Raw genomic sequence first — 13059 nt, forward strand, 5'->3', positions numbered from 1 at the left:
GAATGATCAGGCACACTGGACGTTTGGCCGAAGCGCCGAAGAGCCCACGACGACCTGGGGACGTTCTCAACGCCTCCTCACTCCGGTCCGGGCCGAATCGAAAGGGTGTCGTGCGGTGAATGGTCCCCTCATCGTCCAGTCCGACAAAACGCTGCTCCTGGAAGTCGGCCACGAGCTGGCCGACGAGTGCCGTCGCGTCATCGCGCCGTTCGCCGAACTGGAGCGGGCGCCCGAGCACATCCACACCTACCGGGTGACCCCGCTCGGCCTGTGGAACGCGCGGGCCGCCGGGCACGACGCCGAGCAGGTCGTGGACGCGCTGGTGCAGTACAGCCGTTATCCGGTGCCGCACGCGCTCCTCGTGGACGTCGCCGAGACGATGGACCGCTACGGCCGCCTCACCCTCTCCAAGCACCCGGTCCACGGCCTCGTCCTCACCACCACCGACCGGCCGGTGCTGGAGGAGATCCTGCGGTCGAAGCGGGTCGCCCCGCTCGTCGGCACCCGGATCGATCCGGACACCGTCGCCGTGCACCCCTCCGAGCGCGGGCAGATCAAGCAGACCCTGCTGAGGCTGGGCTGGCCCGCCGAGGACCTCGCCGGATACGTGGACGGCGAGGCCCACCCGATCGAACTGGCCGAGGACGGCTGGGCACTGCGCCCGTACCAGAAGCAGGCGGTGGAGAACTTCTGGCACGGCGGCAGCGGGGTCGTCGTGCTGCCCTGTGGTGCCGGCAAGACGCTGGTCGGGGCCGGGTCCATGGCCCAGGCCAAGTCGACCACCCTCATCCTCGTCACGAACACCGTCTCCGCTCGGCAGTGGAAGCACGAGCTGGTGAAGCGGACTTCGCTGACCGAGGAGGAGATCGGCGAGTACAGCGGGACGCGGAAGGAGATCCGGCCGGTCACCATCGCCACGTACCAGGTGCTGACGACCCGCCGGAAGGGCGTCTACCCGCACCTGGAGCTGTTCGACTCCCGTGACTGGGGTCTCATCGTCTACGACGAGGTGCATCTCCTTCCCGCTCCGGTCTTCAAGTTCACCGCCGATCTGCAGGCGCGCCGGCGGCTGGGGCTGACGGCGACGCTCGTCCGGGAGGACGGGCGGGAGTCGGACGTGTTCTCCCTCATCGGGCCCAAGCGGTTCGACGCGCCCTGGAAGGAGATCGAGGCGCAGGGCTACATCGCGCCCGCCGACTGCGTCGAGGTCCGGGTGAACCTGACCGACTCCGAGCGGCTCGCCTACGCCACCGCCGAGCAGGAGGAGAAGTACCGCTTCTGTTCCACCACCGCGACCAAGCGGAAGGTGGCCGAGGCGCTCGTCCGCCGCTTCGCGGGGCAGCAGATCCTCGTCATCGGCCAGTACATCGACCAGCTCGACGAACTGGGCGCCCACCTGGACGCGCCGGTGATCAAGGGCGAGACCAGCAACGCGCAGCGCGAGAAGCTCTTCGACGCGTTCCGGCAGGGCGAGATCAACGTCCTGGTCGTGTCGAAGGTCGCGAACTTCTCCATCGACCTCCCGGAGGCCACGGTCGCCATCCAGGTCTCCGGCACCTTCGGCTCCCGCCAGGAGGAGGCCCAGCGTCTCGGCCGCGTCCTGCGCCCCAAGTCCGACGGCCACCAGGCCCACTTCTACTCCGTCGTCGCCCGCGACACCATCGACCAGGACTTCGCCGCCCACCGCCAGCGCTTCCTCGCCGAACAGGGCTACGCCTACCGGATCATGGACGCGGACGAGCTGCTGACGGAGGGCTGACGAAGGGCTGAGCAACAGGTCACAGGGGGTGCCCGCGCTCGGTACGCTGAGTCGTACCAGCGCTGAGCAGGGCAAGGGAGAAGGGCACCATGCCTCACGAGGACATCTACGCGGTGCTGTACACCGAGTCGGCGGCCCGTGACCGCGACCGGCTCGACCCCATGCGCCGGGCTTCCTTCGACAAGGCGATCGAGCTGCTCGCCCGCGATCCGTACACCGAGCTCTCCCGCACCATAGGAGTGGGCGACCAGGACCGCGAGATCCGGCTCACCTCGCAGATCGTCGCGGAGTACATGGTCTCCCGCGGTCGCCTGCTCCTGGTGATGCTGCGGATCTTCGACGACACGGACATCCTGCTGCCCGAGGAAGGCTGAGGCCGCCGACGAGGGCGGAGAAGGGCTGAGCGGCAGGAGTGATCGCCCCGTGGGCCGGCCCGGGGCTCAGCGGCGTACGCCAGGTGGGCGGGGCCTCACCGGCGGCGTATGCCCGCTTCCTCCGCGTACTCGCCGAGGACGATCACGCCGAAGGCGGCGCTCGCGAAGACCTTGACGGCGCGGAGGGCGTCGCCGAGGCGGTGGCGGTTGTGGTGGTCGTCGAGGCCGGTCGCGCCGGACGGCGGACCGGGTCGGCCGGAGGCCGATGCTGGGATGAACGTCGCTGCACTCATGACTCCATGGTGGAACGTCCGCCTTTGGATTACGTCGGTCTACGGAGTGAACCCGCTGAGCCCCCGGCTCACCCTCAGGTGTCGCCCACCCCTAGTACCCGCGAAGTACAGACCCCCTAGGGGTACGGCGAGGGCAGATCAGGGGCCCACCAGGCCGACGAGCACGCGGCCCGTGGAGCCCGGCCCGTCGCAATCGGTCCGTGGAGCCCGGCCCGAGGACATCTGTCCGTGGAAATCGGTTGGCCTACGCCCCCTCCCCTCACCTACACTCTCCGCTCTTGCCCGCCTCCCGTTCGTGGAGCGCCGCCGTCCGGACGGAAACCGGTCGGCCACCGCCACTAGTGCCGCGGCACTAGGCAGCACCCGCTCTCAGGCAGACCCCCACAGGTCCCGTAGGCCACCGGAGGCACCCCCTTGTCCGCGCACCCCGACGACCCCGCCACCGGCGCCGTCCTCGATCCCGTCACCCCCAACGACCCCCTCACCCGAGAGCGCTCCCACCTCGCCGCCTCCCGTTCCGCTCTCCGCGCCATGCGGGAGGACGTGGAGGCGCTGGACATCAAGGACGTCACCGCGAACTGGGTGAACGCGGAGGTGCTGGCACGCCAGATCGGCGAGCGGATCAAGTCGCTGGCCGATCTGAGCCACACACCGCTCTTCTTCGGCCGTCTCGACTATCTGCACTCTCCCGGCGCCGACCGGGCCGAGGGAGCGGAGGGGGAACGGTTCTACATCGGACGTCGGCATGTGCACGACGCGGACGGCGATCCGATGGTCATCGACTGGCGTGCCCCCGTCTCACAGCCGTTCTACCGGGCCTCCAAGACCGATCCGCTGGACGTCGGACTGCGGCGCCGCTTCGGATACACCGGCGGCGACCTCACCGCGTACGAGGACGAGCACCTCTCCGACCCCTCCGAGGCGGCCGCCACCAGCAAGCTGCTCCAGCAGGAGATCGAGCGCCCGCGCGTCGGCCCGATGCGGGACATCGTGGCGACGATCCAGCCGGAGCAGGACGAGATCGTCCGCTCCGACCTCGCCGGCTCCCTCTGCGTCCAGGGGGGCCCCGGCACCGGCAAGACCGCCGTCGGCCTGCACCGGGTCGCCTACCTCCTCTACGCCCACCGCGAGCGCCTCGCCCGCACCGGCACCCTCGTCATCGGGCCGAACCGCTCGTTCCTCCACTACATCGAGCAGGTCCTCCCCGCGCTCGGCGAGCTGGAGGTCAAGCAGGCGACCGTCGACGACCTCGTCTCCCACGTCGAGGTGCGGGGCGCGGACGAGGCGCCGGCCGCGGTCGTCAAGGGCGACGCCCGGATGGCCGAGGTGCTCCGCCGGGCCGTACGCTCGCACGTCACCCTCCCCACCGAGCCCGTCATGGTCGTCCGGGGTTCACGTCGCTGGCGCGTACCGGCGTACGAGCTGACGGACATCGTGGGGGAGTTGCTGGACCGGGACATCCGCTACGGGGCCGCCCGTGAGGCGCTGCCGCAGCGGATCGCGCACGCGGTGCTGGTGCAGATGGAACGGTCCGGGGAGGCGCCCGACGACCGGGTGCAGGACGCGGTGGCCCGCAACACCGCCGTGAAGGCGGCCGTCAAGGCGATCTGGCCGCCGGTCGAGCCCGCCAAGCTCGTCCTGCGCCTGCTCTCCGACGCGGACTTCCTGGCCGTACACGCGGACGGGATCCTGACCGAGGACGAGCAGAAGACGATCCTGTGGGCGAAGCCCGCGCGGAGCGTGAAGTCGGTCAGATGGTCGGCCGCCGATGCCGTACTCATCGACGAGACCACCGACCTCGTGCAGCGCACGCACTCCCTCGGCCATGTCGTCCTCGACGAGGCGCAGGACCTGTCGCCCATGCAGTACCGGGCGGTCGGACGCCGCTGCACCACCGGTTCCGCGACCGTTCTCGGCGACCTCGCGCAGGGCACGACGCCCTGGGCGACGCGGAGTTGGGAGGAGGCGCTGACCCATCTCGGGAAGGCGGAGGCGCATGTGGAGGAGCTGACGGCCGGTTTCCGCGTGCCGACCGACGTGATCACGTACGCCTCCCGGCTCCTCCCCCACATCGCGCCGGGTCTGACACCGGTCGCCTCGGTCCGTGAGAACCCGGGCTTCTTCGACGTACGGCCGAGCACGGACGACTCCCAGGTCGTCGCCGCCTGCGAGGAGTCGCTCCGCAACGAGGGTTCGACCGGGCTCATCGCCGCCGACGCCCGGGTCCCCGCGCTCGCCGAGGCGCTCACAGCGGCGGGCATCGGCTATCTGGCGCCGGGTGAGGAGACGACGTACGAGACCCGCCTCACCCTCGTACCGGCCTCGCTCGCCAAGGGCCTCGAATACGACTACGTCGTCCTGGACGAACCACAGGCGGTCGTCGACGGCGAACCGGACGAACGGACGGGCCTGCGCCGCCTGTACGTGGCCCTCACGCGCGCGGTGTCGGGCCTGATCGTGACGCATACGGCCCCGCTGCCGCCGCAGCTGGCCTAGATCAGGTCGTCCGGTCCTCCGGGCAGGGCGCCCAGCTGACGTCGTGCTTCCGCCAGCCACATTCCCTCGCCGCCGCGTGTCATGGAGTCGTCGTCCTCCTCCTCGGACAGCGATTCCGCGTAGTCCGACCGGGCCTGGGCCAGGCTGAGCAGGCCGTTGGGGCCGCCCCGGACGACATGTGCGTCGGCGTCGTCCTGACCGTCGTCCTCCCAGCCGCACTCCGGGCAGATCTCGAAGTAGGCACGCTTCTCCAGGGTGGGCTGGAAGCAGCAGGGACACGGCAGCGGGCCCGGACCGCCCTCGGCCGTCAACCCGCCCACCTGGCCTGGTCGTCCGGGGTGTGTGGGCTGGCGAAGTGGAAGGGGACGGAGAGGCGGGTGGCCAGGGCTCGGCCGGAGTGGGTGGCGGCCTCGGCGGACGGGTGGCCCGGAGCGCGGGCCACCCGCTCCTCGCCGAGGTACCGCTCGGCCGTCCCCCGGTAGACGGTGGCCAGCGGATGCTCGCCCTCGGGGTCGGCGGTGTGGGCCAGCAGGATCACGAACCAGTCGTGGACCGTGTCGCCGTCCCAGATCGCCTCGACGGCGACGAGGCGGCCGGGCAGGCCGGTGGCCAGGGCGGTCAGGGAGTCCTGGTCGAGGGGGCTGTCGGGGGTGCGGGCGACGCGGTCACCGTGGTGGAGGTAGCGGTCGTGGACGACGTATTGGGCGTCGGCGAGGCCGAGACCGTGGGCGCGGCCGGCGGCGAAGACGGCGCGGACCGCTGGGAGGAGGGCGTCCTGAAGGACGTATCCGTCGACCTGCGTACGGATGCCGGCGGGCAGCCGCTCCCACCACTCGGACGTGTTCATGACGTCGAATGTACGGGAACGCGCACACGCGACGGCCCCCGGCGACCGAGGTCACCGGGGGCCGATCACGCGAGGGTTCCGCCTACTTGAACTTGTTGCTGGTCGCCAGGTAGACCTGCTTGGCGTTCTTGCCGAGGCGCGGCCCGGTGATGAACGTGGAGCGGTCGCTCAGGGAGTTGTTGGAGACCAGGTAGGTGCGGCCCTTGTAGGTCGTGAACCAGGGGCCGCCGGAGGCGCCGCCGTTCATGGTGCAGCCGACCATGTACTGGGCCGGGTAGTCGCTCGGGTAGCTGTGGCCGAGGACGAAGCGCTTGGTGGCGCCCTGGCAGTGGTACATCTTCGAGCCGTCGTACGGGGCCTCGGCCGGGTAGCCGCGGACCTTCATGTTCTTGACCTTGTTGGCGGCGGGCGCGTTGAACCACACCGGCAGGGCCGAACCGAGGCGCTCCTCCAGGGACTTGGAGCCCTTCTCCGGCTTCACGTGGAGGACGGCGTAGTCGTACGCGGCGGCCACGGTGCCCTCGCCGGCGGCGCCACCCTTGATCCAGGTGCCGGAGGTGGTGGCCCAGTCGGCCCAGGTGAGGCCGTAAGGGGAGACGTTGCCCGCGCGGTAGTCCTTCGACGCCTGGGCGATGTTCAGCTTGCCCGTGTTGTTGAAGGACGGCACGAAGGCGATGTTGCGGTACCAGCCGCCGCCCTTGCCCGCGTGCACGCAGTGCCCGGCGGTCCACACGAGGTTGGACTTGCCCGGGTGCGCCGGGTCCTTCACGACGGCGGCGGAGCAGACGCTCGACCCCTGGGGCGTGGTGAAGAAGAGCTTGCCGACCGGGGCGGCGTTCTTGTGGTAGGTCGCCTTGACCTTGGTGGCCTGCTGCTTCTTGACCTTGCCGTCGGGCAGCCAGACCTGGGTGGTCTTGCCGCCACCGGCGGCCGTGTTGCCCGCCTCGGCGACCGCCGGCAGCTCCGGGAGGTTCTCCTCGGCCTCGGCGATGCGCTCCGGCGTCCAGAAGTCCTCGATGTACGGGTTGGCGAAGTCCTCCGCCCTGGAGGGCCAGTCGCCGCCGAAGTCCTGCCAGCCACCGTCCTTCCACTTCCGCAGCGCGTCACCGGTGAGGTCGGTGGGCACGCCCTCGGGGAGCTTGAAGCCGCCGACGGTCGTGTCACCTCCGCCCTCGTTCTCGCCGGTGTCGATGTCGTCGCCCGCGCCCGCCTGGGCGGTCGTCGAGTCCGAGGCCTTGGCCCCGCTCTCCTCGGTCTTGCCGCAGGCGGTGGTGGTGACCATGACCGCGACGATCACGGCGGCAGCGGCCGTGAGTCCGCGGCGGCGTATGAATGACATGGAACCTGTCCCCCGTGTGACTGAAACTTGTCATGCCCCCGCTTGGCTGGGGGCCGGGACAACTATGCCCGCGGGCGGGCGCGAAATGATCTCCGAGACGGCCTTCGCGGCGACTCCGCACACAACAACTACCTGGCGGATATCTGCCCGTGATGTGACACCGGGTCGCGGCATCCGATTCCCGGCGGCGCCCCGCAGGGGCAACGCACAGGATCTACACATTGATTGATTCTTCATCACTCCGACACCTCCCGCCTCTTGTGCACTACCCGCGAGTAGGGCGAACCTGACCTGCGCATGCCACCCCGCACATCGGCATGTCCCCGCCCCGGCTCCCCCGGCCGTCCCCCCGCGCCGCGGTCCATCAGGAGGTCGCAGTGAAGACAGGTTCGCGCACGCGCACTTCGCGTCGTTTCCGCAGATCCGCAGTCACCCTCGGCGCCACCGTCGCGCTGGTCGTCGGTGTCGCCGGCAGCGCGTACGCGGCTCCGCCCGCCGCGCTGCCCGCCAACGCGGAGGCGCTGGAGACGACTTGGCAGCCGGCCTACGACTACGACACGGACGGTTGTTACTCGACCCCCGCGATCGGCCCCACGGGCACGGTCAACGGTGGCCTGAAGCCGACCGGTTCGCTCAGCGGCGACTGCCGCGACCGGTCCGACCTGGACAACACCAACGGCTACTCGCGCTACAAGTGCAACAACGGCTGGTGCGCGATCATGTACGACCTCTACTTCGAGAAGGACCAGGCGGTCTCGGGCAGCAGCATCGGCGGCCACCGCCACGACTGGGAGCACGTCGTGGTCTGGGTGCAGAACGGCACGGCCCAGTACGTCTCGACGTCCAACCACGGCGGCTTCACCGTGCACGCCGCGTCCGCGGTGCGCTGGGACGGCACCCACGCGAAGATCGTCTACCACAAGGACGGTATCCGGACGCACTGCTTCCGCCTCGCGGGCTCGAACGACGAGCCGCCGGAGAACCACGAGGGCACCTGGCAGTACCCGCCGCTCGTCGGCTGGAACGGCTACCCGTCCGGCGTCCGCGACACCCTCGTCGCCTACGACTTCGGCAGCGCCAACTTCGGCCTCAAGGACGGCAGTTTCGCCTCCAACCTCACGAAGGCGATGCCGTCGGGGATCTCGTTCGACCCGAACGCGTAACGGCCGCGGACCGCCAGACCGGCAGATCGCCAGACCGGCAGATCGCCAGACCGGCAGACCTGCAGATCGCCAGACCTGCAGACCTGGAGACCGGTGGAAGGCCACCTCGGGGAGGTTCGCCGCCCCCGAGGTGGCTCACGGCTGTGGGCGCGTCCCGGAAGGACGACCGCCCCGGCCCCCGCTCGCCCTGTGCCGCTACAGCGCCAGCGCCAGGAACCCCACCAGATAGGCGGCCACGAAGAGCGGTGGCACCCACTGTTCCAGGCGGGTCAGGGGCACGTATCGGCGCCAGTCCTCCCCCTCCCCCAGCTCGGTCCATTCGGCGCGGGAGTAGGCGTAGGCGGGGAGCCGTTTCTCGAACGCGCCGATCACCGCCCACTTCGCGGTGTTGAGCTGGCGGTAGGAACGGACCATCAGGTACCACGCCACGCACTGCCCGACGAGGATCAGCAGACCGGCGAGAAGCAGCCAGACCGAAACGCTGCCCGGACGCGGCCCCAGCCCGCCGACCATGGCCGTGGCGATCGCGCTGTTGAGCGACAGGAAGAAGGTGTTGGCAGCGCCCCGCCGCGCGCTGACGCGGTCGGCCGTCTCGACACAGAGCTTGTACTGCTCGAAGAGCACGCCCAGATAGGGGGTGTTGGCGGGCGTGTAACTGTCGGGGGCGACTTCGGAGTTCCACAGGGAGTGGTGGACGTCTGCCATCCGCTCATCATGGCCGCCGCGCCGGAGACCCGCTGGTACGGGCCCGTACGTGCCACGAAAGAGCGAATCCGGCGCCGTAACCCTTGGTGTTCGATTGCGTGTCGCGCCCCGCCTCCGATCTGTTGTTCCTCATGACCGATCACCCTCCCTTCGGAACTCCCCGCCGTCGTCAGCGTCCGCTGCTCGGCTGCGTGTTACGGCTCGTGGGTTTGGCGGGGACGCTCTGGGGCGGGCTGCTCGTGATCCTGGCCGCCTCGCGGACCAACACCGTCTTCATCCCCGTTCCCGGCGAGCCCATGGTGCAGAACGTGTTGATCGTCGCGGGGACAGGGCTCTGGGGCGCGGTGTCGCTGCTGGTGGGCCTGCGGATGCGGCGGCACGGGCGGCGTCATCACGTCCGGGTGGTCAAGACGATGGAGGAGGCCCGGCAGGAGCCGTACGTCCTCTATCTGCGCCCCTTCGCCGAGGACGTCACGGGCGCCCTGATGCGGCATGCGTTCACCCGTTGGATGGGGGTGGGCGGCTCGCTCGTGAACGGCAGTTCGCTCACGCTGGAGGAGGGCGTGTGCCGGATGTTCAGCGGTTTCGGCCGCCCGCTCGCCGTGGGTGAACCCGACGAGTCACTCCCCCTCGCCGGCTCCCGCCGCCTCTATCTCCCCCTCCACGACTGGCAGCCCACCGTCACCTCGCTCATCACCGACGCCCGCCTGGTCCTCCTGGTGGCCGGCGCGAGCGAGGGCACCCTGTGGGAACTGACCGAGGTGATGCGCCTGCGCCGCCCCGAGTCCGTACTGGTCCTGCTCTACGGCGACCGGGAGACGTACGACGTCCGGGCGGACTACGACATCTTCCGGACCGCCGCCGAGCTCGAACTGGACGACCGGGCCGAGGAGTTGCGCCAGGTGCACGGCGCCGACTGGCAGCCGCCCCGCTTCCCTCCCCTCCCCGGCTTCCACGACCCGGACCGCTTGAAGTGGACCCCGCTCCTGCGGGCCGTCATCCACTTCCGCTCCGACTGGACCCCCGAGGTCGTGCTCCTGGACCCCACGGCCGTCAGCGCGTGGACGTACGAGGGGCGTATCCGCAAGATGACCCGCACCCAGCTGATGCCACTGATGGCGCGGTTGCACGACGGCCTCGACGGCCCTGACGGGGCCGGTGACGGCGGAGGCCGACTGACCCCGCCGCCGCTTCCGGTGGACCCTCATTGAATCCTCCTCTCCCTGAAGGGAGGGGATTCCTGGCTCAGGCCGCCTCCTGGAGCAGCGCTCCAGGAGGCGTTCCGCCATCGGCACCAGCCGGGTTGAGACCAGCCCGGACGAGCATGACGCGGGCGGAATTCCTGTCCCGTGGGGACACGGCTCCGCACGCGGTGCAGGTGTAGGTGCGCCCGCGTCGCGACACCCGGATGCGATTTGCCCCGGCGTGAACGCCGGGGCCTCCTCGCAAGAAACAGGTGACTGACGGGAATCGTCAGACGGAGTTGTCAGACGGAGTTGTCGGACAGGCCTAGGCCCGGCCGGCCCGAGGTCCTGGTTCCCGGGCGGGCGGGGCGGGTGTCCAGTGCCGTACGCCATTCCTGTACGGCGTCGGCGGCGACCGGCGCGGTCCAGCCCTGGGGGCGGGCCGCGCCTCCGATGTGGAAGGCGTCGACGCGGGCGGCGCGCAGGCGCGGGACGTGGCCGAGACGGAGGCCACCGCCGATCATGAGGCGCTGGGTGTAGCCGGGGTCGCCGCGCCGCGCGGCCTCGGCCAGCAGCACCGGCAGGCCGTCGTCGACACCGGCGCCCGAGCCCGCCGTGAGGTAGGTGTCCAGCCCCGGCAGGTCCGCGAGCTGCTTGCGCAGGGCGTCCCGGTCGGCGGCGCGGTCGATCGCCCGGTGGAACGTCCACGACCGCCCGTCCAGCTCGGCGACCACGCGCTCCACGGCGTCCAGATCCAACCCGCCGCCCTCCCCCAGGAACCCGAGCACGAACTCCTCCGCCCCGGCCGCCCGCAGGTCGCACGCCACCCGCACCAGCGCGTCCACGTCCCCCGCCGCGAACCCGTCGGCGAGCCGCAGCATGACCCGCACCGGGATGTCCACGGCGGCCTGCACCTCCACGAACGTCGCGACCGCCGGGGTGAGGCCGTCGGCCTCCATGTCCGCGACCAGCTCCAGCCGGTCGGCACCTCCGGTCTGGGCGGCGACGGCGTCCTCGGCGTCGAGGGCGATCACCTCCAGAAGCGCGCGCGTGGTCATGGGGCCCCTTCCATCGGGCTTCACGTGACGACAACAGGTCTAGTCCAATTTAGCAACAACCCGGAGTGGTGGACGTGAACGTCACGATGAGCACCCGGAAGACCACCCTCCGCATCTACCCTCGTTCGGGCGCTCTTCAACAAGACCGGCCGTGCGAGAGGGAGTTGTCCCACGCCGAAGCCGAAGACCATCGACCCGTCCCGGTCCACGCCGGCGATGTACGGCGCGGAACTGCGCCACCGGCGGGAGCGGGCGGGAATGTCGCGGGAGGAACTGGGGCGGCGATGTTCCTCACCGGAGCGCATGTCGGGATGCTGGTGTTCCAGGCCGGCCGTCTGGTCCCGCTTCGTGGGGGGCGTGATGCAGACGGGCATGTAAGTCACGTCCGAACACGGAGGCGAACCTAGGTAGGGATACTCAGGCGTCCGGTCGCTCCGGGACGCATCGTTGACCTCAGCGCATCAGCACCAACAAAACGGTCAACATCCCTTCGTCTCCATGGAGTTCAGTAATGACCGCCTCGTCTCGTTCCCTGTCCCGGAGCCTACGCCGTCACCTGTTGAACCCCGCCGCCCTGGGCTATCTGGCCCTCGTGGTCGCCGTGGGCGTCTGGGTCGGGGTGGACTCGCTGTTCGTCGAGCACGCGGACGCCGGCTTCGCAGGGGTCTGGCTCTTCCTCGTCACCGCGCCGACCTCGCTCCTGTTCGTCGCGCTGCCCGGCGGGCTGCCCTTCCTCGGGATCGTCCTCGGCGCCGTGATCCAGGCCTTCGTGCTCGGTGCCACGTACCGCTGGGTCGTCGAACGGCCCACGAAGAAGGTCAACTTGGGCAACGCCTGACACTCCGAGACCGTCTTTCGCCAGACTCCGCGCCCAGCTGGCCTCGATGGCCGACGCCACACGTATCACGGTCATCGACGTCGACCCGGCCTACACCAGCCGCTGGGGCGCCCAGCACTGGCAGAAGCCGCTCACCAGCACGACTCGTCAGACCACTCGCCACGATGCTGCTGCCATGGCGATCGGAAGGCGCGCTCAGGGACATCCGGTCCGGCGACGGACGGCACCGCCCCCACAGCACCGGAGTGATGCGGTGGGGCATCGGACCGTCCAGGCCGGACCCGGCGTCCCTGGGCGTGAGGAAACCCGCCTCCGCATCCCCGGACCACGGACACGATCCGTGCGCGCCGGACGCGGAACGAACGCGGGCAACCAGAACGCCCAACACCGTCCGGGGCGTTCGGCCGAGCACGAGACCTGGCAACAGGACTCACCCCCGCTCAGTCTTCAGCATGATCTAGCGCGGAACCCCGGGCGTTCACGCCCGGGAGGAAACGCTTCTTAACACTGCTCTGACGTGCACGGGTGCAGGGTCTGCACTGTTGGCCTCAGTCGGGACGTTTCTGGTTCTCGATGTACTCCTTGATGACGGCGAGCGGGGCGCCCCCGCATGAGGCGGCGAAGTAGGACGGCGACCAGAAGTGCTCACCCCACAGGTACTTGCGGATGTGGCCGGGGAACTCCTGCCGCAGGCGCCGGGCGGAGACGCCCTTGAGGGAGCCGACGAGCCGGGAGATGGCGACCTTGGGCGGGTAATGCACGAGCAGGTGGACGTGATCGCGTTCGCCGTTGAACTCCCGCAGCTCCGCGCCGAAGTCGGTGCACACGTCGCGCATGACCTCTTCGCAGCGCCGAAGGATCTCGTCGGTGAACGGTCCGCGCCGGTACTTGGGGGTGAAGACCAAGTGCGCATGCAGGGTGCAGACGACGCTACGGCCCCTGCGGATGTCGGGGTTTGGCTCCCAGCGTGGTGACATAGATCAATGCTACGATCACTCTCGTG

The 13059-nt window shown here is 70.0% G+C and carries 13 protein-coding genes and 2 pseudogenes; 7 read left to right on the plus strand and 8 right to left on the minus strand.

What is annotated here, in order from left to right:
• Nucleotides 1–115 precede the first annotated feature (115 nt).
• Complete coding sequence (locus OG858_RS20510) at nucleotides 116–1759, plus strand: DNA repair helicase XPB (protein ID WP_086746923.1); 1644 nt, start codon at nucleotides 116–118, stop codon at nucleotides 1757–1759.
• An 89-nt stretch (nucleotides 1760–1848) separates the two neighbouring features.
• Entirely contained in the window at nucleotides 1849–2133 is a 285-nt protein-coding gene (locus OG858_RS20515) for a hypothetical protein (RefSeq protein ID WP_319067061.1), read from the plus strand.
• A 95-nt stretch (nucleotides 2134–2228) separates the two neighbouring features.
• Here OG858_RS20515 and OG858_RS20520 read toward each other — a convergent pair whose 3' ends face one another.
• Entirely contained in the window at nucleotides 2229–2426 is a 198-nt protein-coding gene (locus tag OG858_RS20520) for a hypothetical protein (protein WP_086746921.1), read from the minus strand.
• A gap of 414 nt (nucleotides 2427–2840) precedes the next feature.
• On the opposite strand from OG858_RS20520, the gene OG858_RS20525 reads away from it, so the two are divergent.
• Nucleotides 2841–4922 carry a HelD family protein gene (locus OG858_RS20525; protein WP_408059418.1) on the plus strand — a complete coding sequence of 694 codons (2082 nt, stop codon included), beginning with the start codon at nucleotides 2841–2843 and terminating at the stop codon, nucleotides 4920–4922.
• Here the strand turns inward: OG858_RS20525 and OG858_RS20530 are convergent.
• The 3 genes from OG858_RS20530 to OG858_RS20540 form a co-directional block, all read right to left on the minus strand.
• The gene (locus tag OG858_RS20530; protein ID WP_256960219.1) at nucleotides 4919–5233 is read right to left on the minus strand and encodes a CPCC family cysteine-rich protein; all 315 of its coding nucleotides are present in this window, start codon (nucleotides 5231–5233) and stop codon (nucleotides 4919–4921) included. The two genes, OG858_RS20525 and OG858_RS20530, sit on opposite strands and share 4 nt — an antisense overlap.
• On the minus strand, nucleotides 5230–5769 hold the full coding sequence (locus OG858_RS20535; protein WP_328544643.1) for a hypothetical protein: 540 nt from the start codon (nucleotides 5767–5769) through the stop codon (nucleotides 5230–5232). The genes OG858_RS20530 and OG858_RS20535 overlap by 4 nt, the downstream gene beginning before the upstream one ends.
• Nucleotides 5770–5851: 82 nt before the next feature.
• Entirely contained in the window at nucleotides 5852–7108 is a 1257-nt protein-coding gene (locus OG858_RS20540) for a trypsin-like serine peptidase (protein ID WP_319067063.1), read from the minus strand.
• Between the two features lie 377 nt (nucleotides 7109–7485).
• On the opposite strand from OG858_RS20540, the gene OG858_RS20545 reads away from it, so the two are divergent.
• Nucleotides 7486–8271 carry an NPP1 family protein gene (locus tag OG858_RS20545; RefSeq protein ID WP_319067064.1) on the plus strand — a complete coding sequence of 262 codons (786 nt, stop codon included), beginning with the start codon at nucleotides 7486–7488 and terminating at the stop codon, nucleotides 8269–8271.
• 195 nt (nucleotides 8272–8466) lie between these two features.
• Here OG858_RS20545 and OG858_RS20550 read toward each other — a convergent pair whose 3' ends face one another.
• Nucleotides 8467–8976 (minus strand): RipA family octameric membrane protein, encoded by a 510-nt coding sequence (locus tag OG858_RS20550; protein ID WP_086751528.1) that lies wholly within the window; start codon nucleotides 8974–8976, stop codon nucleotides 8467–8469.
• 131 nt (nucleotides 8977–9107) lie between these two features.
• On the opposite strand from OG858_RS20550, the gene OG858_RS20555 reads away from it, so the two are divergent.
• On the plus strand, nucleotides 9108–10187 hold the full coding sequence (locus OG858_RS20555) for a hypothetical protein (RefSeq protein WP_328544642.1): 1080 nt from the start codon (nucleotides 9108–9110) through the stop codon (nucleotides 10185–10187).
• A 34-nt stretch (nucleotides 10188–10221) separates the two neighbouring features.
• Here the strand turns inward: OG858_RS20555 and OG858_RS20560 are convergent.
• Both OG858_RS20560 and OG858_RS20565 read right to left on the minus strand, forming a co-directional pair.
• Nucleotides 10222–10365 (minus strand): annotated as a pseudogene (locus OG858_RS20560) (RNA-guided endonuclease TnpB family protein); the annotation flags it as partial.
• Nucleotides 10366–10462: 97 nt separating this feature from the next.
• Nucleotides 10463–11218: a copper homeostasis protein CutC gene (locus OG858_RS20565; protein WP_327724282.1), complete on the minus strand. Its 756-nt coding sequence runs from the start codon at nucleotides 11216–11218 to the stop codon at nucleotides 10463–10465.
• 511 nt (nucleotides 11219–11729) lie between these two features.
• On the opposite strand from OG858_RS20565, the gene OG858_RS20570 reads away from it, so the two are divergent.
• Together OG858_RS20570 and OG858_RS20575 are read left to right on the plus strand one after the other, a co-directional pair.
• Nucleotides 11730–12056 (plus strand): SCO4225 family membrane protein, encoded by a 327-nt coding sequence (locus tag OG858_RS20570; RefSeq protein ID WP_086753275.1) that lies wholly within the window; start codon nucleotides 11730–11732, stop codon nucleotides 12054–12056.
• Between the two features lie 19 nt (nucleotides 12057–12075).
• Nucleotides 12076–12561, plus strand: a pseudogene (locus OG858_RS20575) (hypothetical protein); the annotation flags it as partial.
• 43 nt (nucleotides 12562–12604) lie between these two features.
• Here the strand turns inward: OG858_RS20575 and tnpA are convergent.
• The gene (gene tnpA, locus OG858_RS20580; protein WP_086747703.1) at nucleotides 12605–13033 is read right to left on the minus strand and encodes an IS200/IS605 family transposase; all 429 of its coding nucleotides are present in this window, start codon (nucleotides 13031–13033) and stop codon (nucleotides 12605–12607) included.
• Nucleotides 13034–13059: the final 26 nt, after the last annotated feature.

Source organism: Streptomyces europaeiscabiei (assembly GCF_036346855.1).
Taxonomy (GTDB): Bacteria; Actinomycetota; Actinomycetes; order Streptomycetales; family Streptomycetaceae; genus Streptomyces; species Streptomyces europaeiscabiei.